At 74.9% G+C, this 23,544-nt stretch carries 22 protein-coding genes; 3 read left to right on the top strand and 19 right to left on the bottom strand.

Annotation, left to right across the window (positions count from 1 at the left end; genetic code table 11):
• The first annotated feature begins 2 nt into the window (after nucleotides 1-2).
• Entirely contained in the window at nucleotides 3-1,781 is a 1,779-nt protein-coding gene (locus ACEZDE_RS24230; protein ID WP_380539528.1) for a glycoside hydrolase family 15 protein, read from the top strand.
• Between the two features lie 35 nt (nucleotides 1,782-1,816).
• On the top strand, nucleotides 1,817-2,626 hold the full coding sequence (locus tag ACEZDE_RS24235; protein WP_380539531.1) for an SDR family oxidoreductase: 810 nt from the start codon (nucleotides 1,817-1,819) through the stop codon (nucleotides 2,624-2,626).
• A gap of 21 nt (nucleotides 2,627-2,647) precedes the next feature.
• Here the strand turns inward: ACEZDE_RS24235 and ACEZDE_RS24240 are convergent, their stop codons facing one another.
• From ACEZDE_RS24240 to ACEZDE_RS24285, 10 genes are all read right to left on the bottom strand, one after another.
• Nucleotides 2,648-3,253: an alkaline shock response membrane anchor protein AmaP gene (locus tag ACEZDE_RS24240; protein WP_380539534.1), complete on the bottom strand. Its 606-nt coding sequence runs from the start codon at nucleotides 3,251-3,253 to the stop codon at nucleotides 2,648-2,650.
• Nucleotides 3,250-3,903 (bottom strand): DUF6286 domain-containing protein, encoded by a 654-nt coding sequence (locus ACEZDE_RS24245; protein WP_380539537.1) that lies wholly within the window; start codon nucleotides 3,901-3,903, stop codon nucleotides 3,250-3,252. The genes ACEZDE_RS24240 and ACEZDE_RS24245 overlap by 4 nt, the downstream gene beginning before the upstream one ends.
• Complete coding sequence (locus ACEZDE_RS24250; protein WP_380539540.1) at nucleotides 3,900-4,277, bottom strand: hypothetical protein; 378 nt, start codon at nucleotides 4,275-4,277, stop codon at nucleotides 3,900-3,902. Before ACEZDE_RS24250 ends, ACEZDE_RS24245 begins: the two co-directional genes overlap by 4 nt.
• Nucleotides 4,277-4,468, bottom strand: a complete 192-nt coding sequence (locus ACEZDE_RS24255; protein WP_380539543.1) for a hypothetical protein — start codon at nucleotides 4,466-4,468, stop codon at nucleotides 4,277-4,279. The genes ACEZDE_RS24250 and ACEZDE_RS24255 overlap by 1 nt, the downstream gene beginning before the upstream one ends.
• Complete coding sequence (locus ACEZDE_RS24260; RefSeq protein ID WP_380539546.1) at nucleotides 4,465-4,905, bottom strand: Asp23/Gls24 family envelope stress response protein; 441 nt, start codon at nucleotides 4,903-4,905, stop codon at nucleotides 4,465-4,467. Before ACEZDE_RS24260 ends, ACEZDE_RS24255 begins: the two co-directional genes overlap by 4 nt.
• 171 nt (nucleotides 4,906-5,076) lie before the next feature.
• Complete coding sequence (locus ACEZDE_RS24265; RefSeq protein ID WP_380539777.1) at nucleotides 5,077-5,886, bottom strand: enoyl-CoA hydratase/isomerase family protein; 810 nt, start codon at nucleotides 5,884-5,886, stop codon at nucleotides 5,077-5,079.
• Between the two features lie 165 nt (nucleotides 5,887-6,051).
• A complete protein-coding gene (locus ACEZDE_RS24270; RefSeq protein WP_380515879.1) occupies nucleotides 6,052-6,273 on the bottom strand; it encodes a helix-turn-helix domain-containing protein in 222 nt (73 codons plus the stop codon).
• A 320-nt stretch (nucleotides 6,274-6,593) separates the two neighbouring features.
• Nucleotides 6,594-8,192, bottom strand: a complete 1,599-nt coding sequence (locus tag ACEZDE_RS24275) for an ABC-F family ATP-binding cassette domain-containing protein (protein WP_380539549.1) — start codon at nucleotides 8,190-8,192, stop codon at nucleotides 6,594-6,596.
• A 78-nt stretch (nucleotides 8,193-8,270) separates the two neighbouring features.
• The gene (locus tag ACEZDE_RS24280; protein ID WP_380539552.1) at nucleotides 8,271-9,074 is read right to left on the bottom strand and encodes a hypothetical protein; all 804 of its coding nucleotides are present in this window, start codon (nucleotides 9,072-9,074) and stop codon (nucleotides 8,271-8,273) included.
• A gap of 86 nt (nucleotides 9,075-9,160) precedes the next feature.
• Nucleotides 9,161-9,493 carry a YnfA family protein gene (locus ACEZDE_RS24285; RefSeq protein ID WP_380539555.1) on the bottom strand — a complete coding sequence of 111 codons (333 nt, stop codon included), beginning with the start codon at nucleotides 9,491-9,493 and terminating at the stop codon, nucleotides 9,161-9,163.
• A gap of 116 nt (nucleotides 9,494-9,609) precedes the next feature.
• Between ACEZDE_RS24285 and ACEZDE_RS24290 the strand changes: the two genes are divergently transcribed.
• A complete protein-coding gene (locus ACEZDE_RS24290) occupies nucleotides 9,610-10,626 on the top strand; it encodes a glycoside hydrolase family 26 protein (protein WP_380539558.1) in 1,017 nt (338 codons plus the stop codon).
• Here the strand turns inward: ACEZDE_RS24290 and ACEZDE_RS24295 are convergent.
• From ACEZDE_RS24295 to ACEZDE_RS24335, 9 genes are all read right to left on the bottom strand, one after another.
• The gene (locus tag ACEZDE_RS24295; RefSeq protein ID WP_380539561.1) at nucleotides 10,599-11,801 is read right to left on the bottom strand and encodes a GNAT family N-acetyltransferase; all 1,203 of its coding nucleotides are present in this window, start codon (nucleotides 11,799-11,801) and stop codon (nucleotides 10,599-10,601) included. The genes ACEZDE_RS24290 and ACEZDE_RS24295 overlap by 28 nt on opposite strands.
• Nucleotides 11,798-12,538: a Wzz/FepE/Etk N-terminal domain-containing protein gene (locus tag ACEZDE_RS24300; RefSeq protein WP_380539564.1), complete on the bottom strand. Its 741-nt coding sequence runs from the start codon at nucleotides 12,536-12,538 to the stop codon at nucleotides 11,798-11,800. Before ACEZDE_RS24300 ends, ACEZDE_RS24295 begins: the two co-directional genes overlap by 4 nt.
• A complete protein-coding gene (locus ACEZDE_RS24305; protein WP_380539567.1) occupies nucleotides 12,525-13,754 on the bottom strand; it encodes a glycosyltransferase in 1,230 nt (409 codons plus the stop codon). Before ACEZDE_RS24305 ends, ACEZDE_RS24300 begins: the two co-directional genes overlap by 14 nt.
• On the bottom strand, nucleotides 13,751-14,584 hold the full coding sequence (locus ACEZDE_RS24310; protein ID WP_380539570.1) for a polysaccharide deacetylase family protein: 834 nt from the start codon (nucleotides 14,582-14,584) through the stop codon (nucleotides 13,751-13,753). The genes ACEZDE_RS24305 and ACEZDE_RS24310 overlap by 4 nt, the downstream gene beginning before the upstream one ends.
• The gene (gene murJ / locus ACEZDE_RS24315; RefSeq protein WP_380539573.1) at nucleotides 14,574-16,430 is read right to left on the bottom strand and encodes a murein biosynthesis integral membrane protein MurJ; all 1,857 of its coding nucleotides are present in this window, start codon (nucleotides 16,428-16,430) and stop codon (nucleotides 14,574-14,576) included. Before murJ ends, ACEZDE_RS24310 begins: the two co-directional genes overlap by 11 nt.
• On the bottom strand, nucleotides 16,427-17,860 hold the full coding sequence (locus ACEZDE_RS24320) for an O-antigen ligase family protein (protein WP_380539576.1): 1,434 nt from the start codon (nucleotides 17,858-17,860) through the stop codon (nucleotides 16,427-16,429). Before ACEZDE_RS24320 ends, murJ begins: the two co-directional genes overlap by 4 nt.
• A gap of 5 nt (nucleotides 17,861-17,865) precedes the next feature.
• Nucleotides 17,866-19,371: a sugar transferase gene (locus ACEZDE_RS24325; protein ID WP_380539579.1), complete on the bottom strand. Its 1,506-nt coding sequence runs from the start codon at nucleotides 19,369-19,371 to the stop codon at nucleotides 17,866-17,868.
• A 194-nt stretch (nucleotides 19,372-19,565) separates the two neighbouring features.
• Entirely contained in the window at nucleotides 19,566-20,759 is a 1,194-nt protein-coding gene (locus tag ACEZDE_RS24330) for a glycosyltransferase family 4 protein (protein ID WP_380539582.1), read from the bottom strand.
• 136 nt (nucleotides 20,760-20,895) lie between these two features.
• Nucleotides 20,896-23,430 (bottom strand): MFS transporter, encoded by a 2,535-nt coding sequence (locus tag ACEZDE_RS24335; RefSeq protein ID WP_380539585.1) that lies wholly within the window; start codon nucleotides 23,428-23,430, stop codon nucleotides 20,896-20,898.
• Nucleotides 23,431-23,544: the final 114 nt, after the last annotated feature.

Here is a 23,544-nt window from a genome sequence, read left to right on the forward strand (position 1 = left end):
GAATGCCCGGACGTATCGAGGACTACGCACTCATCGGCGACCTGCAGACCGCCGCCCTGGTGGGCCGGGACGGCTCCATCGACTGGCTCTGCCTGCCCCGCTTCGACTCCCCCACCTGCTTCGCGGCGCTGCTCGGCGACGACGAGCAGGGGCACTGGCGGCTCGCCCCGGTCGGCGCGACCGTGTGCACCAGCCGCTCCTACCGCGGCGACAGCCTGGTGCTGGAGACCCTGTGGGAGACCCCGACCGGCACCGTCAAGGTGATCGACTTCATGCCGCAGCGGGACGCCACCCCGGATGTGATGCGGATCGTCGAGGGTGTCTCCGGCAGCGTGCCGATGCGGGCCGAGCTGCGGCTGCGCTTCGACTACGGCCGGGTGGTGCCGTGGATGCGGCGCACCGACCACCACCGGGTCGCCGTCGCCGGGCCCGACTCGGTGTGGGTGCGCGGCCACTCCTCGATCCACACCTACGGCAAGGACTTCGCCACCATCGGCGAGTTCACCGTGAAGGCCGGGGAGCGGGTGCCGATAGTGCTCAGCTGGCTGCCCTCGCACCGCTCCTCGCCGCCGCGGCAGGACGCCGAGAAGTCGCTCCAGGAGACCCTGAACGCCTGGCAGGAGTGGGCCTCGGTGAGCAAGTACCGCGGCCCGTACCGGGACGCGGTGGTCCGCTCGCTGGTGGTGCTGAAGGCGCTGACCTTCGAGCCGACCGGCGGGATCGTGGCCGCGGTCACCGCCTCGCTGCCGGAGCAGATCGGCGGCGAGCGCAACTGGGACTACCGCTTCTGCTGGCTCCGCGACTCCACCATGACCCTCTCCGCGCTGCTCTGCGGCGGCTATGTGGAGGAGGCCTCGGCCTGGCGCGAGTGGCTGCTCCGTGCCATCGCCGGGGACCCGGCCGACCTGCAGACCATGTACGGGGTCGGCGGCGAGCGGCGGCTGCCGGAGACCGTGGCCGACTGGCTGCCCGGCTACGAGGGCTCCGCCCCGGTCCGCTTCGGCAACGCCGCGGTGGACCAGCTCCAGCTGGACGTCTACGGCGAGGTCATCGACACGCTGCACCTGGCGATGGTGGCCGGGGTGCCGATGGAGCGTCATGTCTGGGGCCTGGTCAAGGCCTTGATGTCGTTCCTGGAGCAGCACTGGCAGGAGCCGGACGAGGGCCTGTGGGAGGTGCGCGGCGGACGCCGCCACTTCGTCCACTCCAAGATCATGTGCTGGGTGGCCTTCGACCGGGCGGTGAAGATGGCCGAGGCCACCGGGATGCCCGGCCCGGTCGCCCGCTGGCGGGCCGCCAGGGACGCGGTCCACGCCGACGTCTGCGCCCACGGCTACGACCCGGAGCTGGGCTCTTTCACCCAGTCCTACGGCTCCAAGGACCTGGACGCGGCCACCCTGTTCGTGGTGAAGAGCGGCTTCCTGCCGCCGGACGACCCGCGGGTGGTCGGCACCGTCGAGGCGGTCAGGAAGCACCTGGACCACGGCGGCTTCGTCCGCCGCTACTCGACCGGAACGGCCGAGGACACCGAGGTGGACGGGCTCTCCGGCGAGGAGGGGGCCTTCCTGGCCTGCTCGTTCTGGCTGGTGGACGCGCTGATCGCGATCGGGCGCAAGGACCAGGCCCGGGAGCTGTTCGAGCGGGTCTCGGGACTGTCCAACGACCTCGGGCTGATCTCCGAGGAGTGGGACCCGGAGGCCGGACGGCAGTTGGGGAACACCCCGCAGGCCTTCACCCACGTCGCGCTGGTCAACACCGCGTTCCAGCTCGACCCGAACTGACCCCGGCTCGACCCGAACCGACCCCGGAAGGACCCATGGACCTCGGACTCGGCGGCCGTGTCTACGCCGTCACCGCCGCCAGTCGCGGCCTCGGCTTCGCCAGTGCGGCGGAGCTGGTCGCCGACGGGGCGCGGGTGGTGGTCACCGCCCGCTCGCAGGAGTCGGTGGACGCGGCGGTGGCACGCCTCGGCGGCCCGGCCTCGGCGGTCGGCGTGGTCGCCGACAACGCCGCGGCGGACACCGGCGAACGGCTGGTCGCGGCGGCGCGGGCGGCCTTCGGCCGGATCGACGGGGTGCTGATCAGCGTGGGCGGGCCGCCCGCCGGATCGGTGCTGGAGGTCACCGACGCGCAGTGGACCGGCGCGTTCGACTCGGTGTTCCTGGGCGCGATCCGGATCGCCCGGGTCTTCGCCGGGGTGCTGGGCACCGAGGAGGCAGGCGAAGCCCTTCCCTGGAAGGGCGGCGACGGGCGACGGGTGGGCTCGATCGGGTTCGTGCTGTCCGGGTCGGTGCGCGAGCCGATCGGCGGGCTCGCGGTCTCCAACGGGCTGCGGCCCGGCCTGGCGATGGCCGCCAAGACCCTGGCGAACGAGCTGGGCCCGCGCGGCATCCGGGTGTTCGGGCTGCTCCCGGCCCGGATCGACACCGAGCGGGTGCAGCACCTGGACGGCCTGGCCGCCGACCCGGCGGCGGAGCGGGCCCGCGCCGCCGCGGCGATCCCGCTGCGCCGCTACGGCCGCCCGGAGGAGTTCGGCAGGGTCGCCGCCTTCTGCCTCTCCCCCGCGGCGTCCTACCTCACCGGGGTCATGGTCCCGGTCGACGGCGGCGCGCTGCACGGGATCTGAGTCCGAGTCAGCGCACCCGGGCTAGCGCACCCGGTCGACCTCGCCCGGGTCCACCCGGAGCCGGGCGTCGGCCCGGAGCGCGGTCAGGCCGCTGGAGCGGCGGGCGTCGTCGAGTGGTCCCTCGGAGAGGGCGCGGAGCACCGGGGCCGGGGCCGCGCCCGGTTCCAGCAGCAGCGCGATCCTGGCGTGCGGCCGATGCGCGCGGCCGACCAGCCGGACCCTGGCCCTGGCCACCCCGGGGATCTGCTCGGCCCCGTCGGTGACCGCCGCGGCCAGCGCGTCGCCGCGGAGCCGGACCGGCGTTCCGCCGGTGTCCGCGTCCGGGACGGTGACCTGATGGGTCAGCCCCCGGCGCAGCTGGGCCAGCAGCCACCACAGGCCGAGCGCGGCGACCACCCCCAACGCGGCGAACAGCACCGGCCACCACCAGGAGTCCCCGCGCCAACGGGTCCGGTCCGCGGCGTCCAGCACCGGGTGGTGCGGGTCGGTGACGGTCCAGTCGGCGGGCAGGCCGAGGTGCCAGCGGTGGTTCAGGTCGAGGCCGCCGGCCAGCAGCAGCGCCCCTCCGGCCAGCAGCACCAGGCCGACCAGGGCGAGCAGGGTGCGGTTCACCGCGGTACGGCTCACGGGTTTCCCTTGATCTTGACGTTCACCAGGGGCGGGCTGACCAGGCCGAGCCGCAGCCGCTCCGCCGCGAGGTGCTCGGTGAGCGCCGTCCTGACCTCGGTGTGGTCGCCGAAGCCGACCGTGGCGACCACCGTGGCCCGACGGCGGCGGACCCGGGCTTTGGCGCCCTGGACGCCCGGGGTCTCCAGGGCCGCCCGGTGCAGCATCGCCGCCGCCGACCGCCGGTCCAGGGCCGCGCGCAGCCCGGTGCCGCCGTTCGCCGCGAGCGGGAGCAGCCGGCGCAGGCCGGGGGTGGCGGCGAGCAGCAGCAGCCACAGGCCGAGCGCACAGACCACGGCTGATCCGGCGATCACCCAGCCGTCGTCCAGCGGACGCTTGGCCAGCTGGTCGGTGATCCAGGTGCGCCAGCTGTGCGCCTGGTGGCCGGTGCGGACGGAGATCTCCTCGTAGAGCAGCGGACCGGCCGCCGCCAGCGCCAGCAGCGACGCCAGCGCGGCGGCGTTGCGGCGGGTCGACCAGAAGCGGCGCGGGCGGACCGCGGGGGCGTCCGGCTCGGCCGGGCCGCCGTCCCCCTCCCCGGACCAGGGGTGGGCGCCGGCCGCTGACCCGGCGTCAGCGCCCGGACCGGCTCCGGTCAGCGCGCCGCTCACAGCAGGCCGCCGCTCGGGGCGTCCGGCACCAGGCGTTCCACCACCAGCGAGACCTTGGGCGCCTCGGTCCCGGCCAGCTCGTCCAGCCGTTCGACGATCCGCTGGTGCACCTCGCCGCTGAGCGCGCCGATGTCGGCCGGGTAGGGCAGGTCGAGGCCCACCTTGATGCTCACCGTGCCGCGCCGGTGCCGGTGCGCGGAGGCCCGGGGGGTCTCCAGCCGCCGCGGGTCGGGGGCGTGCGGAGTGACCGCCTCGACCGCGGCGCGGGAGGCGATCCGGGCCAGCACCCGGTCCGCGATCCGGGTGCTGCCGCGCTCAGCGGGGGCGGGCAGGGTGAGTGGGGAGGCCTCGGCGGGCAGGACTCCGGACGCCATCAGTTCTTCCGGTCCCTGCTCTTGGTGGAGCGGATCAGGTCGCCGAACTCCAGGTCGCCCTCGACCAGTCGGCCGACCACGAAGCCCACCGCTCCCAGTGCCGCGACCAGCAGGAACGCCGCGAAGCCGCCGAAGTACCCGGCGAAGCCGAGGGCCATGCCGACGGCCAGTCCGATCAGTGCCAGGCTCACTGGACCCTGCTCTCTGCGGGCTCGTCGTCGTCCTGCTCGTCCGGCAGGTGCACGTCGTTGACGGCGATGTTGACCTCGACCACCTGAAGGCCCGTCATCCGCTCGACCGAGCTGATCACATTGCTGCGGACCACCGCGGCCAGCGCGGCGATCGGCACGCCGTACTCCACCACCAGCTCGATGTCGAGGGCGGCCTGCTTCTCGCCGACCTCCGCCTTGACGCCCTTGCTGACGTTGGTCCTGGTGCCGGGCACCCGCTCGCGCACCGCGCCGAAGCCCCGCGATCCGCTGCCGAGGGCGTGGATGCCCTCGACGTCCCTGGCCGCCATTCCGGCGATCTTCTCGACCACCCCGACCGCGATCGAGGTGTGACCGCGCTCCCCGCTCGGGGGCAGCGACTCACCGGGCTTGGGGGCGGGCTTGGAGATGTCAGTCATCTGGGCTCCCTGGTCGGGGGGGTCCGAGCGCACACGGCGATTACCGTCTGTGTCCGGAATATCACCCCGAGCCTAGGAGCCGCGGCCGACACGCACACCGCCGTGCGGGCGAACGGGTGACCCCGGGTCAGCGCCCGCACGGCGGCCCGCGGACGGGTCAGCGGGCCGGGTTCAGACCGGCAGTCCGGACAGGTCGCGGAGCCGGCGCAGCTGGGCCGCCCGCTCGGCGGCGCGCTGCTCGTCGTAGCTGCGCGGGCCCGCGCCCTGCAGCAGCGCCTTGGTCTCCACCAGGGCGTCGCGCGGGGCGGCCAGCAGCGCGGCGGCGAGGTCGGCGGCGGCGTCGTCCAGCTCGGCGGCCGGGACGGCGAGGTTGGCCAGGCCGATCCGGACCGACTCCTCGGCGCCGACCCAGCGTCCGGTGCCGCAGATCTCCAGCGCGCGGGCCGGGCCGACCAGGTCCAGCAGCGGCTTGGTGCCGGCCAGGTCGGGGACCAGGCCGAGCGCGGTCTCACGCATCGCGAACTGCACGTCCTCGGTGCAGACCCGCAGGTCGCAGGCCAGCGCCAGCTGGAATCCGGCACCCACCGCATGGCCCTGGACGGCGGCGATGCTGACCAGGTCGGGGCGGCGCCACCAGGTGAAGCCCTCCTGGTAGCCGGCGATCACCTGGTCGCCGTCGTCCGCGGTGGCCAGCTCGATCAGCGGGCGCTCGCCGGGGATGCCCGCCGGGGTGAAGGCGGCCCGGTCGAGCCCGGCCGAGAAGGAGACGCCCTCGGCCCGCAGCAGCACCACCCGTACCGTGCCGGGCAGCGCGCGGCCGATCGCGGCGAGGGCCCGCCACATGGCGGGCGACTGGGCGTTGCGCCGTTCGGGGCGGCACAGCGTGACGGTCGCCAGGGCGCCGTCCTCGGCCAGGGCGAGCCGTACTCCGGCGGCTTCCCAGTCGGCGTTGTCGTGCACGGCGTTGCTGGGACTGACCATGGTGACCTCCGGCAGCGGGCGACTCAAGCTACTGAAGGGTAACCGCCAGGACGCGACGATCGGCGACCGGGTGGGAGGCCGTGGTGCCGGCTCTCCCCCAGCCGCCGAAACGTCAGGGTAGGACGAGGTGGTTCTGTGGGGGATGGAACTTGGTCCGTACCGGCCCTAGGCGGTTGCCTTGGCCTTGCCGCGCGTGGCGCCGCCGCGACCGCGGAGGGAAACTCCGGACTCGCTGAGCATGCGGTGGACGAATCCGTAGGAACGGCCCGTCTCCTCCGCCAACGCGCGGATGCTCGCACCGGAGTCGTACTTCTTCTTGAGCTCGGTCGCGAGCTTCTCCCGTGCGGGGCCCGTTACCCGGCTGCCCTTTTTCAGAGTCTCGGCCACCCGTGCCTCCTCGTAGCAAGTGCTCTCTCGGAATCCCATGATCACCCATGGGTGGCCTCCTGGCCACCCATTCCGCAAGGTCCATATCGGAAATCCCGGAGCGAAGCGGCGCCCCCGCGCACGGCGCCGGCGCCCGCCGTACAGCCGCGCGCCCCGGGCGATTGCCGGGGCGCGGAGCGAAAATGCTGATCAGCAGCGGTGAATGGGCAATGCAATGGAATCCCCATTGCCGGGTGAACAGGCCCTTCGAGCGGTTCGGACGGCGGCCGGGCGATATGAACTCTTCTGGTCCAGATGCATGATCGCCGACTACTCCGCGATCAGGCCAGCGACACCAGATCGGCGTAGCCCTCGTTCCAGAGGTCCTCCACGCCGTCCGGGAGCAGGATGATGCGCTCCGGCTCCAGCGCGTGCACCGCGCCCTCGTCGTGGGTGACCAGGACGACGGCGCCGCTGAAGGAGCGCAGCGCGCCCAGGATCTCCTCCCGGCTGGCCGGGTCGAGGTTGTTGGTGGGCTCGTCCAGCAGCAGCACGTTGGCGCTGGAGACGACCAGGGTGGCCAGCGCCAGTCGGGTCTTCTCGCCGCCGGAGAGCACCCCGGCCGGCTTGTCCACGTCGTCGCCGGAGAACAGGAACGAGCCGAGGATCTTGCGGATCTCGACCAGGTCGGTGTCCGGCGCGGCCGAGCGCATGTTCTCCAGGATGGTCCGGTCGTTGTCCAGGGTCTCGTGCTCCTGGGCGTAGTAGCCGATCTTCAGGCCGTGGCCCGGGACCAGCCGGCCGGTGTCCGGCTCCTCCACGCCCGCGAGCATCCGCAGCAGGGTGGTCTTCCCGGCGCCGTTCAGGCCCAGCACGACCACCTTGGAGCCCTTGTCGATGGCCAGGTCGACATCGGTGAAGATCTCCAGCGAGCCGTAGGACTTGGACAGCCCCTCGGCCATCAGCGGGGTCTTTCCGCACGGGGCGGGCTCGGGAAAGCGCAGCTTGGCGACCTTGTCGCCGACCCGTACCGCCTCAAGCCCGGACAGCAGTTTCTCGGCCCGGCGGGCCATGTTCTGCGCGGCCACCGTCTTGGTCGCCTTGGCGCGCATCTTGTCGGCCTGGGAATTCAGCTGCGAGGCCTTCTTCTCGGCATTGGCGCGCTCGCGCTTGCGCCGCTTCTCGTCCGCCTCGCGCTGCTGCTGGTAGAGCTTCCAGCCCATGTTGTAGACGTCGATGCAGGTGCGGTTGGCGTCCAGGTAGAACACCTTGTTGACGACCGTCTCGACCAGGTTGATGTCGTGCGAGATCACGATGAACCCGCCGCGGTACGACTTCAGGTAGTCGCGCAGCCAGACGATGGAGTCGGCGTCCAGGTGGTTGGTCGGCTCGTCCAGCAGCAGCGTGTCCGAGTCGGAGAAGAGGATCCGGGCCAGCTCGACCCGGCGGCGCTGGCCGCCGGAGAGCGTGTGCAGCGGCTGGGCCAGGATCCGGTCCGGCAGGCCGAGGCTGGCGGCGATGGTGGCCGCCTCGGCCTCGGCGGCGTAGCCGCCCTTGGTGAGGAACTGGGTCTCCAGGCGCGAGTACTTCTTCATCGCGTCCTCGCGGGTCGCGCCCTTGCCGTTGGCCATCCGCTCCTCGGCCTGGCGCATCTTGCGCAGCACCGAGTCCAGCTCGCGGGCGGACAGGATCCGGTCGCTGGCGAGCACGTCCAGGTCACCGGTGCGGGGGTCCTGCGGGAGGTAGCCGATCTGCCCGCTGCGGGTGATCGAGCCGCCGGCCGGGGCGCCCTCGCCCGCGAGGACCTTGGTCAGCGTGGTCTTCCCCGCGCCGTTGCGGCCGACCAGGCCGATCCGGTCGCCGGGGGCGACCCGGAAACTCGCCGACTCGATCAGGATGCGTGCGCCGGCGCGCAGTTCGATGGCGTTGGCGGCAATCATGGCGAAGGCACTCCCGGGACGGCGTGGCGCTGGCGCGGGCCGTCGAACGGGGCCCTGCTTGAGGCGGAGAGCCCCAGTCTACCGGGGCGGCCGGGGGCCCACGGTCAGCGGCAGCGGGCGGCCGGTGTCCCGGCTCAGCAGCCGGGGACGCAGCAGCGGCACGTCGAGCACCCCGACCGCGCCGGGGCCCGCCGCGACCGGGCGGGCCAGCGGTCCGGCCGGGGCCTGCCAGAGCCGGCCGTCCGGGCCGAACGCCTCGACCGTGCTGTGGGCCCGGCAGGGGCGGGGCAGCAGCACCGGGCCGCCCGGCTGGACCAGGGTGCGGGCCGGGTCGTAGGCGCAGCCGCGCGGCGGCAGGGTGTCGGTGCGGATCGAGCCGTCGGCGCTGGTGTAGCTCATCACCAGGTCCGGGGTCGGCAGCAGGAAGGAGCCGCCGTGGTCCAGCGGCACCAGCAGCGGGCCGAGCCCGGTGGGCCGGCGCAGCCAGTCGGCCAGGCCGGGGACGAAGCGGTGCCAGCCCACCACCGGGCCGTCGCCGGTGTCACCCGGGTCGCCGCCGGTGTCGCCGCCGGTGCGGATGCCGGTGAGCATCCCGTCGTCCCAGACCGCCACGGTGATCCCGCCGGCCAGCGGGAACAGCCGGACCGGGCGGCTGCCGGGCCGACGGTAGGACCACAGGGTGGCTCCGGGCCCGGTCGCGGCGTCGGCGGTGAACCGCACCGAGTCCGCGGCGCCGAGCCGGAGTGTGCCGGGGCCCGCGGCGAGCGCGGTGCGGTGCACCGCGACGGCGTCGCCGAAGGGCGCGGGCCGGTGGTCCCGCGCCGCCGCGCCCACGCCGACCACGGCGAGGGCGGCCAGCAGGACGGCGAACGCGGTGCGCATGCCCAGAAGGTTAGGGCCCGGCCCCGGCAACCTGGCTCAGGCGCGCGGGAGTTGCGGGCGCGCGGACGGCCGGGCGCGTGGGCGGGTCAGGCGCGCGGCTGGTAGACGATCAGGGCCGCGCCGAGCAGGCAGACCGCCGCCCCGGTGAAGTCCCAGGCGGTGGGACGGAAGCCGTCCAGCACCACGCCCCAGGCCAGTGACCCGGCGACGAACACCCCGCCGTAGGCGGCCAGCACCCGGCCGAACGAGGCGTCCGGCTGGAACGAGGCGGCGAAGCCGTACGCGCCCAGCGCCAGCACGCCGAAGGCGGCGTACTGCCAGCCGCGGTGCTCCCTGACGGACTGCCAGACCAGCCAGCAGCCGCCGATCTCGGCGAACGCCGCCAGTACGAACAGGATGATCGAACGGATCACGGTCACAGCTGCACGATAGGGCGGATCTGCGCCGATCCGGCAGTCCGGCCCGCCGGACCCGGCCAGGCTGGAGCCCCCGGCGGCCCGATCGCCGCCGGAATCCGCTCTCCAGGAGGACCGAGATGTCGCGCCGCCGGGTACTGACGGTGCTGGTCCCGCTGCTGGCGCTGGCCGCCGTGGTCTCCACCCTGCTGCTGCGGGACGGCGCGGGCGGCGGGGCGGGCGGTGACCAGGGCGCCGACCGGACCGCTGTCCCGGCGCACGCGGTGCCGTTCGGCGCGTTCCTCGGCTCGACCGAGTCCGGCACCGACCTGGCGCGGTTCTCCGCCTGGCTCGGCGGGGCCGAGATCCGGGTCGGCCACACCTACCTGCCCGGCAACAACTGGTCCGACATCGAGGGCAGCCCGGCCCTGCTCGGCCCCTGGGCCGCCTGGCGGGCCGCCGCCCCGGACCGGCTACTGGTGATCGGCGTGCCGATGCTGCCCGACAACGAGGGCGGGCTCTCCGACGACCGGGTCCGGCAGCTGCTCGGGCAGGGCGCGGCCGGGCAGAACGACGCGCACTTCGCCGAGCTGGCCCGGCGGCTGGTCGCGCTCGGCGCGCCGGACGCGGTGCTCACCCTCGGCTGGGAGATGAACGGCAGCACCTACACCAGCCGCTGCGGCCCCGACCCGACCGCCTGGAAGGCGTACTGGCGGCACATCGTCGGCGCCATGCGCGCCGTCCCCGGCCAGCGCTTCCGCTTCGACTTCGCGCCGACCAGGGGCGCGGACGCGCACCCCTGGCCGGACTGCTATCCCGGCGACGACGTCACCGACGTGATCGGGATGGACAGCTACGACCTGGCCGGCTCCGACCCGCACCGCAGCGCCCCGTTCACCGAGTACGTGCACGAGCCGTACGGCCTGCTGGCGCAGGTGCGGTTCGCCGCGGCGCACCACAAGCCGGTGTCCTACCCGGAGTGGGGCATGTACGGCGGCGGGGACGACCCGGCCTACGTCCGGCAGATGCTGGCCTGGATCAGCACCCACGACACCCTCTACCAGACCGTCACCGACTACTGTCCGCACGGCGTCTGGGGCTGCGCGGACAACCCGCGGGCCTCCGCCGTCTACCGCTCGGCGCTGACGCCCGGCTGAAGCAGCTCGCGCAGCCGGCGGCGGGCGTCGACCAGCCAGGGCATCCGCTCCCGCAGCGCGGCCACCCCGGCCGCGCGCAGCCGCACCGCGCCGGCCAGCACCGCGACCCCGGGCGCCGCGCCGAGCAGCAGCCGCTCGCTGCGCGCCTGCTCAGGCCGCCACCGCTGCTTGTACGGCTCGTCTCCGCGGAGCAGGCTGACCTCCCCCCGGCCGGTGCGGTTGGCGTGCGCCAGGCACTCGCGGAACAGCATCCCGGCCACGTCCAGCCGGTCCCTGATCTCCGGGTGCACCCCGTAGACGTAGAGCGCGGAGAGGTCCGGGCTCTGCAGGGTGAGGTCGCAGGCGATCAGCTCGCCGTCGAGCCGGTACTGCCGGACCACGGCGCGGTCGGCGGCGACCATTCCGGTGACCGCGCGGGTCAGGTGCGCGGAGAAGCGCGGGCGCAGGTGCTCGGGGGTGACCCCGCGTCCGCGCCACTGCCGCTCGTGCAGCGCCAGCAGTTCGCCGACCGCCCGGGGCACCTCCTCGGCGGGGAGCTCCCGGGACTCCACCCCGGCCGCCTCCAGCTTGCGCAGCTTGGCCCGGTTGCGCTGGGCGGTGCGGCCGGGCAGCCGGCCCAGCACCTCGTCCATCGGGACGCCCGGCAGGTACTGGCAGAGCGAGTCGGGCAGCAGCCGGGCCGCGCCCGGCCAGTGCCCGGCGAGCCGGTGCGCGGCCCCGCCGGCGCGCAGCTCGCGCAGGTCCAGCACGGCCCAGGGGCGGTTCAGCCGCAGCCCCTTGACCAGGGCGCGGGCCAGCACCGGGGCGAGCTGCTCGGCGGCGGAGTCGTCCAGCAGCACGTCCAGGAAGTCGCTGAGCCCGGCGCCGATCCCGACGTAGCGGGCGGTGGGCAGCCGACGGAGCATCAGCGGGGCCGCGGCCACCAGCCGTCCGTCCTGGCGGACGGTCACCACCCGGAGCCGGCCCGGCCTGCCGTAGCCGCGCCACCAGGAGGAGAGCCAGGCGTGGCTCTGGAACGGGGTGGCCGCGGAGCAGCGGTCGACCAGGTCGTCCCAGTCGGCGGCGAGGGCGTCGAAGGCCTCGGCGTCGCGGACCACCTGGATCGTGCTGACCCCGGCCGCGGGGGCGGCGGAGGCCGCCCCCGCGTCGGGTTCGGCCAGCAGCCGGGGGGTCATCGGCGGCCCTGGGCGGCGGCGGCGTGCTTGCGCCCGGCCCGGTCCTCGGCGGCGGGCTCGGCCTCGGCCGCGGCCTGGGCCTCGTCGGCCGGGGCCGGGGCGGGCGCGACCGGCTCCGGCTGGTCGTTGCGGGGCGTCGGCAGCGCGCCGGACACCGCGTCGGACCCGGCCGCACCGGCCCGCGACTGACGGGCCATCATGCCAAGGCCGCCGACCAGCAGCCCGGCCGCCGCGCCGACCGCGATGTCCAGGGTCCGGGACGGGGAGCTGGGCCGGGCCGGACGCGCCGCGGCGGCGAAGGTCAGCAGCCGCACCCGGGTGTCCTTGGACGCGGCGTTGCCGAACGTCACCAGCGAGTCGGCGACCGCGTTGGCCTCGGCGGCGGAGCGCGCCGCGGTCCCGGCGGTGCCGGTGATCTGGATCATCGGCGCGTCCGGCGAGGTGACCGCCTGGACCAGCGGGGTGAGCTCGGCCATCGGGACGCCGGTGCTCGCCGCCGCGCCGAGCAGGATCTCCGGCTGGGTGATCACCCGGCCGTAGGCCTGGGCGAAGTCGATGGAGCTGGTGCCGTCGCCCGGGGTGGTCGGGACCACCATCACATAGGCGCTGGACTGGTACTGGGCGGGCGCGACCAGCGCGTACCCGCCGCCGCAGACCGCCCCCAGCGGGACGGCCGCGAGAAGCGGCCAGCAGCGGCGGAGCAGGCTGCCTACGGCGGTGCGGCTACTGTCGGACATGGCGGGATTCCTTCGCGGTGACGGGGGCGGCCGGAGCCTGGACGGAACGGACGGGCGAGGCGGAGCGCTGGGCCGGGGGCCGCCAGGTGGAGGCGCAGCCGACCAGCTCGTCGTAGAGGGTGGCCAGCTCCCCGGCCAGCCTGGCGATGTCGTAGTGGCGGACCACCGGCGGCAGCGGCAGCGGGCCCGGCGGAGCGGTGCTGAGCGCGCGGAACTCGGCGGCGTAGTCGGCCGGTTCGGAGCGGGTCCAGCGGGCCTCCGGGGCGGCCTCCGGCGGCAGCTCGGTCAGCGCAGGGCCCGAGGACCAGCGCACCGGCAGCCCGGCCGCCAGCGCCTCCAGCAGCGCCAGGCCGAAGGTCTCCACCGTGGACGGCGCGCCGAGCACGTCCATCGCGGCCAGCAGGTCGGGGACGTCGTCGCGCTCGCCCGCGAAGACCACCCGGTCGGCCACCCCCGCGGACCTGGCCCGCTGCTCCAGCGCCGGGCGCTCGGTGCCGTCGCCGACCAGCAGCAGCCGGGCCGCGCGGCCCTCCGCCGGGGCCGCCGGGAGCAGCGCCAGCGCGTCCACCAGCACGTCGAAGCGCTTGCCGGGGACCAGCCGGCCCAGGCCGCCGATCACCATCGCCTCCTGCGGCAGGCCCAGTTGCTCCCGCAGCCGGTGCCGGACCGCCGCGCGGTCGGCGGCGGACCTGGTGTAGCGGGCGGCGTCCACGCCGTTGGGGATCATCCGCACCCGGTGCGCCGGGATGCCCCAACCGCCCAGCCGCCCGGCCACCGAGGCGGAGACCGCGACGGTGCTGCGGCCGAGCTTCTCGGTGGCCAGGTAGAGGCCGCGCACCCCGGGGGTGATCCGGCGGCCCTCCATCGAGTGGTCCAGCAGCGAGTGCTCGGTGGCGACCACGCTGCGCACCCCGGCCAGCCGGGCGGCGATCCGCCCGTACACGCAGGCGCGGTAGAGGTGGCAGTGCACCACGTCGTAGCGGCCGTGCCGGATCAGCCCGGTGAGCCGGGGCAGCGCCGCGAGGTCGCGGTTGCCCCGCATGCCCAGGTCGTAGACCCGGACGCCGTCCTCGCGCAGCCCCTGGGCCACCGAGCCCGGGTTCTCCAGGGTCACCACCTCGCACTGCTGGCGTTCCGGCAGATGACGGAGCATCAGCCGCAGCTGCTGCTCCGCGCCTCCGGCCGCCAGGCCGGTGATGACATGCAGGATCCTCATCGGGCACTCTCCTCGTCGGACCGGACGCGCAGGCCGCGCAGCCGGTGTCTGACCTGCTTGGCGCGCAGCCGCCAGCCGTCGTCCCGTTCGCCCACGAAGGATCTGGGCAGCGCGAAACGGCCGGTCAACGGGCTGTGCGCGATGGCCGCCGCATAGCGGTAGCCGCTGTCCCTGACCGCGGCGGCAGCGGCGGCGTCCACCGCCCCGTACGGGTAGCAGAAGCCGCTGACCCGGCGTTCCAGCAGGTCCTCCAGCTGCTCCCGGCTGCGGCCGGCCTCCAGGGCCAGTTCCTCCGCCGGGAGGCCGGGCAGCAGCCGGTGCTCCAGGCCGTGCGAGCCGATCTCCACGCCGCGGTCGGCCAGCCGGCGGATCTGCTCCCGGTCCAGCAGGCGCTTGCGCGGGCCGCTGTCCCAGTCGTTGTGGCCGCCGAGCCGGCCCGCCACCACGAACGCGGTGGCGGTGAACCCGTAGCGCTCCAGCACCGGCAGCACCTGGTGGTAGAGGTCGGCGTAGCCGTCGTCGAAGGTCAGCCCGACCAGGCCGGCCGCGCGGCCCAGCGCGTGCGCCCGGAGCAGCTCGCCCAGGGCGACCCCGCGCAGACCGCTGCGGCGGAGCCACTCCATCTGCCGGACGAAGCGCTCCGGGGTGACCGTGACCTGGTACGGGTCCTCCTGGTAGGCGTCGACCGAGTGGTACATCAGGGTCCACGGCGCCCGGTCGGCACGGATCTCCGGGTACGCCCGCAGGTCACCCCGCGGTCGCCCGTCAGCGCGGGTGCCGCCGCCGGGCCCGGCGGCCCCGCGTTCCGGGCGAAGTCCTTCAGCGGCCACGCTGGCTCTCCCCTTCGTCCTGTCCGTCCGGTCCGTCCTGACGGCCGCGGGTACGCGACCTGGCCACGAGTGCGGCGAGCGGCCCGGTCACCGTCGGCTCGCGCAGCGCCGCCGCGGCGAGCACGAAGGCGACCGGGCCGACCACCCCGCCCAGCAGCACCGCGAGCAGCGGCCGGCCGTCGACCGGCAGCGTCGCCAGGTACGCCGCCGCGGTCGAGACCGCCGCCGCGAGCAGCAGCCGGGCCTGCCCGGCCAGCACCACGTGCAGCCGCACCGCGACGCCCCTGGTCCTGATCCCGACCAGCAGCAGCACCGCGGTCAGGGTGATCCCGGTGGCGTTGGCCGCGGCCAGGCCCAGCGCCCCGAACCAGTGCACCGTGCTCACCCCGAGCACCCCGGTGACCAGCAGTCCGACCGCCATCGCCAGCAGCGGGAACCAGTCGCTGCCGTCCCTGCGCCGGGCGGCGCCGGAGGAGCCGGACGAGAAGGCCACCGCCGGGCGGGTCGAGAAGAACGGCCGGACCAGGGTGCCGACCATGGCCTGGCCGAGCAGCCCGAGGCTGTAGACCCGCATCACCGAGGCCGTCGCGGCGGTGTCCGCCGCGGTGAACTCGCCGCGCTGGAACAGCAGCGCGACCACCTGCGGGGCGCAGGCGAGCAGCACCGAGGTCCCGGCCAGGACCAGCGCGCCGACCAGGACCAGGTCCTTCTCCACCCGGGCCCGAGCGGCGGCGAGGTCGCCCTCGGCGAGCGCGCGGGCGACCACAGGGAAGGTGACGGTGCAGACCATCACGCCCAGGGTCATCGCCATCTGGGCGACCTTCTCCGCGTAGTTGAGGTGGGAGATGGTGCCGGGCGTCAGCTCGGAGGCGAGGAAGCGCTCGATGAAGACCTGCGACTGCCGGGTGAGGGTGAACAACGCGATCGGCAGCAGCGCCCAGGGGCTGACCGCGAGCGTCGGCACGGCCCTCCCGGCCGTCCCTGCCCTGCTCCGACGGGGCGTCAGCCGGGCGCAGTGGCGCGAGAACAGCGGCAGCAGCACCGCCGTCATCAGCACGCTGCCCAGCGCCACCCCGCCGGCCGCCGCGCGCACCCCGAGGCTGCCGTGCAGCAGCACCATCACCGCCAGGATGCCGGTGTTGTAGGCGATGTAGACCGAGCCGGGGCCGGTGAAGCGGTGGTGCGCGCGCAGGCCCGCGCTGAGGTAGCCGGTGAGCCCGAACGGCAGGATGGTCAGCGCGGTCAGCCGGGTGCAGACCACGGCCAGGGACGGGTCGGCCAGGCCGGGCGCGAGCAGGTGCACCAGCAGCGGCGCCCCGAACAGGGTGGCCGCGGAGACCAGCGCGAGCAGCCCGGCCAGCGGTGGCAGGGTCGCCGCGACCAGGTCGGCGACCGGGGCCGGCAGCGGGCGCGGCCCGGTCCGGACGTCCGGTTCGGCGGAGCGGGGCGGGGCGATCACGCCGGACGGCGGTACGGCGGGGCCGCCCGCCCGATGCCGTCCGGCGGGCTGAGGGATGCTCACCGCGCCGCCGGTGTCGGCCCCGTGCGCCCCGTCGCCCTCCTGCCCCGCCTTCTCCGCGGCGATGGCCAGGCTGAAGGCCGGGACCATCAGGAACGCCATCGCGTCCTCGATCAGCAGCGGTGCCGCGGTCTCCGGCACCGTCCAGGCGACCAGGAAGGCGTCGGTGCCCTGGTCCGCGCCGAAGTAGCGGGCCAGCAGCAGGTCCCTGAGCAGGCCGAGCAGCGAGCCGCCGGCGCTGAGCAGAGCGGTGATGCCGAAGGCGCGGGCCAGCACCGAGCGCGCCGCGGAGCGGGTCCCGGTGGGGCGCGGGGTGGTGAGCGTCATGGTGCGGCGGCCTCCGGGACGGTGAACGCGCCGTAGGCGGCGAGGCCGAGCACCACGGAGACCAGGACTGTGGTGGTCCCGCCGATGTCCGCGTACAGGAAGTCGACCAACTGCCAGGCCAGCAGCCCGATCAGGGCCGCGCCCAGGCCGGCCCCGCCGCTCCGGCGCTCGCGCCGGACGCAGCGCGCGGCGCCGAGCAGCAGCGCCAGGAACAGCGCACCGAAGGCGGTCAGCCCGACCAGCCCCTGCTCGCTGAGCACCAGCAGGTACATGTTGTGCGGCGACAGCAGCGGCTCCTTGGCGAATCCGGCGCCCGCGCCCGCGGTGTCGCTGCCCGAGGACAGCCGGAGCGGCGCGTGGGCGTCCCGGAACTGCGGGAACTCCTTGGGTCCCACCCCGGTGACCGGGTGGTCCCGCCAGATCCGCTCGGCGGTGGTCCACAGGTCGTAGCGGTCGCTGACGGAGTGGTCCGGCGCGGAGCCGGCGACGGTGGTGATGCTGCTCAGCCGGGCGGTCACGCTCGCCCCGCCCAGGCCCAGGCCGCCGATCAGGACCACCGCGGCGGCCAGGGTGAACACCAGTCCGCGCAGCGCCAGCCTGACGTCGGTGAGCAGCAGCGCCACGCCCACCGCGGCGGCGGTGGCGATCCAGCTGCCGCGGCTGTAGGAGACCGCGAGCGGCAGCACCATCGCGGCCGAGAGCAGCCCGAGGCCGGTGGCCGCGCGGCGCCGTCCGGCGGCGCGGGCCTCCAGCGCGAGGCCGAGCGCGGCCAGCAGGCCGTAGCTGACCACGGCGGACATCGCCATCACGTCGGACGCGCCGAAGGTGCCGACCGCGCGGACCGTGCCGCCGTCGTAGGAGGCCCCGGTGCCGGTGAGGAACTGCTCGACCCCCACCCCGCCCTCGACCACCGCGGCGGCCACCAGCGCGCCCAGGATCAGCCGCAGGTCGCGCCGGTCGCGCAGGCTGAGCAGCACCGCGATCGGGACCAGCACGAACACCTGGGTGATCCGGACGAATCCGGAGAGGCTCTGCGACGGGTCCTGCGAGGCGATGGCCGCCGCCGCCACGCCGACCAGGACGCCGGTGAACACCAGCACCGCGCGCGGCGGCAGCAGCCCGCCGCCTCCGCGCAGCACCGCCCCGGCCGCGCGCCAGCCGCAGAGCGCAACCAGGCCGAGCGAGGCGACGTCGGCGGCGGTGACGTGGACGGCGGCGGTGACGTCCGAGTTGCCGGTCGGAACGCAGACCAGCAGCACCACCAGCGCGGCCAGCGCGCTGGGCCGGCGCAGCAGTGCGCGCAGCGCGGCCCGCCGCTCCGGCCCGGGACGCGCTCCGGGCACGGCGGTCCCGGACGGCGCGGGAGCCGGCCGCGCCGCCTGGACGGCGGACGGCTCCGGCGTGGTCCGGGGTGGGTCGAGCAGGGTCACCGGTGTCAGCTCCCGTCGGACTGGAGTACCGAGGCCACGGTCCGCAGCAGGATCTTGACGTCCTGCCAGAGGCCCCAGCTCTCGATGTAGTAGTTGTCGAAGCGGGTCCTGTCCTCGATCGAGGTGTCCCCGCGCAGCCCGTTGACCTGGGCGAATCCGGTGATGCCGACCGGCACCCGGTGCCGGTCGCGGTACTGCGGGTAGGCCTGGGCGAAGCGGGTGACGAAGAACGGCCGCTCCGGGCGCGGGCCGACCAGGCTCATCTCGCCGCGCAGCACGTTCCACAGCTGCGGCAGCTCGTCCAGCGAGGTGCGGCGCAGGAACCGGCCGACGCCGCCCATCCGGTGGTCGTCGGAGATGTTCCAGCGGGTGTTCGCCTCCTGGTCGTCGGCCGGGCGCAGGCTGCGGAACTTCAGCACGGTGAAGGTCCGGCCGTCGAGGCCGACCCGCTCCTGCCGGAACAGCACGCCGGGGCCGCCGTCGATCCGGACCGCGACCGCGCAGGCGGCCAGGACCGGCGAGACCAGCAGCAGCCCGGCCCCGGCCAGCAGGACGTCGGTGGCCCGCTTGACCGCCCAGGAGGGCCGGTCTAGCGGGCTGGGGCCGAGCCGCAGGCAGGGGAAGCCCCAGAGGTGGTCGCCGACCGCGCTGCGCCGGCTGCCGTGGGCGAAGGCGCCGAACGCGGGCAGGCCGGGGACCAGCCAGACCTCGCAGCCGTGCCGGGCGCTGGTCCGCAGGATCTGGGCGACCTCGGCGTCGTCCGCGCCGCCGGCGGTGAGGATCACGTCGCGGACGCCGTGGGCGGCGATCTCCAGGTCCAGCACGGCCGGGCCGCCGAGGACCGGGACCGGCGACTCCTCGGCCGGCGAGACCGGCTCCGGGTCGATGTGGCCGACCGGGCGCCGCCCGTACTCGGGGTGCTCCAGCAGCGCGGCGGCGACCCGCTGGCCGATGTGCCCGGCGCCGGCGATCAGGGTGGGCCTGGGGTTCCTCCTGCGGTGCCGCCGGAGCAGCCGGTACACGGCGGCCCGGCCGAGCACGTCCAGGGCGAGGTGACACGCCATCAGGATGCAGAGCAGGCCGGGGTCGACCGGGACCGCCGAGAGCCAGAGGCCGTGCAGGCAGCGGTCCAGGGCCAGCGCGACGGCGAGGGCGACGATGGCGCGGGCGGCCAGCGAGGGCAGCTCGTCCAGCACCGAGGGGGTGAGCCGGAGCCGGTAGAGGCCGCCGGCCAGGTTGAGCAGGACCACCAGCGGGACGATGCCGCAGACCGCCCAGAGCACCCGCAGCGCGTCGCCGCCGCCGACCGCGCCGAGGGCAGCGGGCACCGCCAGCGCGTCCACCGCCAGCAGCGCGGCCGGGGCCACGGCGCGGGTGCGGCGGGTGCGCCGGTGGGACGGACCGGTCCGCGCGCGGGCGCCCGGCAGGGTCGCCTGGAGCGGCAGCTCGGCCACACCCGTGCCCACCGGGCCGCTCGGGCGCGGCAGTTCGTCGTTGTCGATGGTGGTCATCCGCGCACGTACTCCTCTGCTGTGTGCCCGTAGTCCGGGATCCCCCCGAAGCCTCGGCTCGGTCGAGGTAGCACCTGCCGCCGAACCTGACGATTCGGTCTTATCGCAACAAAAGGAATGAAGCAGGCAATACGACAGTACAGAATTTCCGCAGACGTTTTGTCAGTCGACGTGCCCATTCACACCGATGACCATTAATCAGATTTACCCGCCGTCATTCGCACGGGTGATTTCTCCGGCTCGACCCCGAAAAGCGGTTCAAGTACCGACCGGTAGACCGCGGTCACCTTCGCCACGGTGTCCTCGACGTCGTGCCGCTCCACCATCCGGGACCGGGCCCTGGCCCCCGCCGCGAGGCAGCCGACCGGATCGGCCAGACGCGCCACCAGGGCCTCGCGCAGCGCCTCCGGATCGTCCACCGGGACCGGCTGCTCGCCCCGGTCCAGGCACTCGCGGGCCCCGGCCACCTCGGTCAGCAGCACCGGGCAGCCGCAGGCCATCGCCTCCAGCGGGACCAGCGCCATCCCCTCCCAGCGGGACGGCAGCACCACCAGGTCCGCGGCGGCGTACCAGTCGCGCGGGTCCTCGGCGGGACCGGCGAACACCACGCTCGACGGGTCCGGCAGGGTGGCCGCGAGCGCTTCCAGCGCGGCCCGTTCGGGGCCGTCGCCGACCAGCACCAGCCGGGCACCCGGCACCCGTTCGGGCACCGGGCCCCAGGCCCGGAGCAGCACGTCCTGGCCCTTCTGCCGGCAGAGCCGGCCGACGCAGACCGCGAGCGGGCCCTCCGGCCACGGGCCGGGCAGCCCGAGCGACTCCGCGGCCTGCTGCCTGGCCTGCTCCTGCAGCGGCAGCCGGACCGGGTCGAAGTACGCCAGGTCCACGCCGTTGGGGGCCAGCGCCCAGCGCCCGCGCAGCCCGGCGGCCACGCCCTCGGCGCGCTCCGCCTCGCTGACGCAGAGCAGCCGGTCGGTCCAGCGTGCCCCCAGCCGCTCCCAGCCCCGGGCCAGTCGGGCCATCGGCCCGGACACCGCGGCGAACGACCAGGCGTGCGGCTGGAACACCGTGGGCACCGACCCGCGCAGCGCAAGCCGTCCGGCCAGACCGGCCTTGGAGCTGTGCAGGTGGACCAGCTGCGGACGGTGCGCGGCGACCAGCCCGCGCAGCGCGCGGACCTCGCCGGGCAGCCCGGCCCCCGGCGCCCGCACCGCCGTCCACGGCAGCACCTCGGCGCCGACCGCCGTCGCGGCGGCGGCCAGCGGCCCCGCGGCGGGGCAGGCGAGCAGGACCCGGTGACCGTCGGCGACCTGACCCCGGAGCAGGTCGACGACGACACGGGCCACCCCGCCGTCGACGGGTTGGGAAACGTGAAGAATCGTCAGGGGCACGACGCGCAACCTATGGTGCCCGAGTCGATCCCGAGGCACGCCTTCACCCGCAGGACTGAGGAACTCCACTCGCGAGGGTGATGCTCGCGGTCAGCCCGTAACCCCGCGCGTGAAGGGCCGGACAGCGCCGAACGGCTCAGTCGTCGAGGCGGTGGGTGAGGTGCAGGTCGCGCTCGGTGTGGCCGTCCTCGATCCGCAGCGCGGTGGCCACCGGCGGGTAGCCGCTGGCGATCACGGTGTACTCGCCCGGCTCCAGGTCGGTGAACCGGAACTGCCCGTCCAGGCCGGTGGTGGCGGCGGCGACCACGGTCCCGGTGGAGTCCAGCAGGGTCACCCTGGCATCGGCCACCGCGTGGCCGCCGCCGGTGCGGACGGTGCCGCGGAGCGTGCCGCTGCCGGCCATCGCCACGTCCTGCCGGGTCTCGCCGCTGGCCGCGACGTCCACCGCGAGCGCGGCCGGACGGTAGGCGCGGGCGCTGACCGCCAGGGTGTAGCGCCCGCAGACCAGGTCGCGGAAGTGGTACGCGCCGTCGGAGTCGGCGTGGGTGGTCGCGGCGACCTCGCCGCGGGCGTCGGTCAGCGTCACCGTGGCGTCGGCGACCGGCGCGCCCTCGGCGCTGCGGACCGCGCCGGACAGCCGTCCGGTGCCGCCGAGCACCACGTCGAGGTCGACCGGGCGGCTGCCGACGGTGACCGTCACCGCCTGCGGCTGGTGCCCCGGCGCGGCGGCGATCAGCACGTAGTTGCCGCCGCGCGGCGCGGCCAGCGCCCAGCGCCCGTCCTGGCCGCTGCCGGCCCGGGCGACCTGGCGGCCGTCCATGTCGATCAGGGTGAGCACGGCGCGGGGGACGCCGGTGCGGTCGGGTTCCAGCACCGCCCCGCTGACCGGGGTGCCCGGGGCGCCGGGGACCCCCGCGGTGTCCAGGTGCGGGCCCTGGTGCGGGCTCTGGCTCGGGCTCTGGTGCGGCAGGCCTGCGGCGGTGTCCTCCATGGCGAGGTCTCCGATCGGGCGGTCGGTACTGTCGGATCCCGTGCTGGTCGGGGTGGCCGCGTGGGTGACCAAGGGTTTCTCCTTGAGCAGGAAGGCGAGCAGGAAGCCCAGCGCCAGGACCGGCGCCAGGTAGAGGAACACCCGCGGCATCGCGGCCGCGTAGGAGTCGACATAGGCCAGCCGCAGCGGGGCCGGCAGTGCGTGCACCAGCTCGGGGGTGATCGAGTCGGTCGGCGGCGCGGCCTTCCCGCCCCCGCCTCCGCCGCCCGTGCCCGCGGCCGGAAGCCGCTGCTGGAGCTGGTGCGTCAGACGGGAGTTGAACAGCGTGCCGAAGACCGCCGCGCCGACCGAGCCGCCCACCTGGCGCAGGTAGTTGCTGGCCGAGGTGGCCGCCCCGAGGTCGGCCGGGGCAACCGAGTTCTGCACCGCGAGCACCAGCACCGGCAGGCCGAGGCCGACGCCGAGGCCGAGCACCGCCATGGCGACGCTCTGCACCAGGTACGAGCTGTGCGCGTCGAGCAGCCCGAGCAGGCCCATGCCGACGGTGGAGAGCGCGCCGCCGACGATCGGGAAGACCTTGTAGCGGCCGGTCCTGCTGATCAGCTGGCCCGAGCCGATCGAGGCGACCACGACGCCGCCCATCATCGGCAGCATCTTCAGCCCGGACGCGGTGGCGCTGGCCCCGTCCACCATCTGCAGGAAGCTGGGCAGGTAGCTGGCCGCGCCGAACAGGGCGACGCCGACCACGATCCCGATGGCGCCGCTGACGTTGAACACCGAGTCGCGGAACAGCCGCAGCGGGATCACCGGCTCCGCCGCCCGCCGCTCGACCAGGGGGAACAGCAGCAGCGCCAGCACCGTCCCGCCGAGCAGTCCGAGGATCACCGGGGAGCCCCAGCCGTAGGTGCTGCCGCCCCAACTCGTGGCCAGCACCAGGCAGGTGCCGACGGCGGCGAGCAGCAGCGCGCCGAGCACGTCCAGCTTGGGCTTGGGCCGGCCGGCCCGCTCCGAGCGGGCGGGCTGCTTGAGCGCGACCGCGGTCAGCACCAGGGCGACCAGGCCGACCGGGAGGTTGACGTAGAAGCACCAGCGCCAGCCGGGGCCGTCGGTGAGCCAGCCGCCGAGCAGCGGCCCGGCCACCGAGGACAGCCCGAAGACCGCGCTGATCAGCCCCATGTAGCGACCCCGCTCGCGGGGTGACACCACGTCACCGATGATCGCCTGCACGCCGATCATCAGCCCGCCGCCGCCGATGCCCTGGACCGTGCGGTAGGCGATCAGTTCGGTCATGCTGTGCGACCAGCCGGAGAGCGCCGAGCCGACCAGGAACACCACGATGGCGAACTGGAACACCGACTTGCGGCCGAACAGGTCGCCCAGCTTCCCGTACACCGGGAGGCCGACGGTGGAGGCCAGCAGGTAGGCGGTGACTACCCAGGACATGTGCTGCAGGCCGTCGAGCTCGCCGACGATGCGCGGGAGCGCGGTGGCGACGATGGTCTGGTCGAGGGCGGCCAGCAGCAGCGCGGTCATCAGCCCGGCGAAGACCAGCCGGAGCTGACGCGGGGTCAGCGCCGTCTCGGCGGGGCGGACGCGGGGCGCGACCGGGTCGGCTCCCTTCGGTGCGACCGGAGGGTCTGGTACTGCCGGGGCCGGGCGGCCCGCCTGGGTCACGGACATGGCAGAGATCATTGCAGTGCACAGCCATCGTCCCGGAACTGGTCATACCATCGGCCGGAAGCGATCAGAATCGACTTATGGATCGCCATATTGCGGTTACCAGCGAGAATGTGA

Source organism: Streptacidiphilus cavernicola (assembly GCF_042510955.1).
Taxonomy (GTDB): Bacteria; Actinomycetota; Actinomycetes; order Streptomycetales; family Streptomycetaceae; genus Streptacidiphilus; species Streptacidiphilus cavernicola.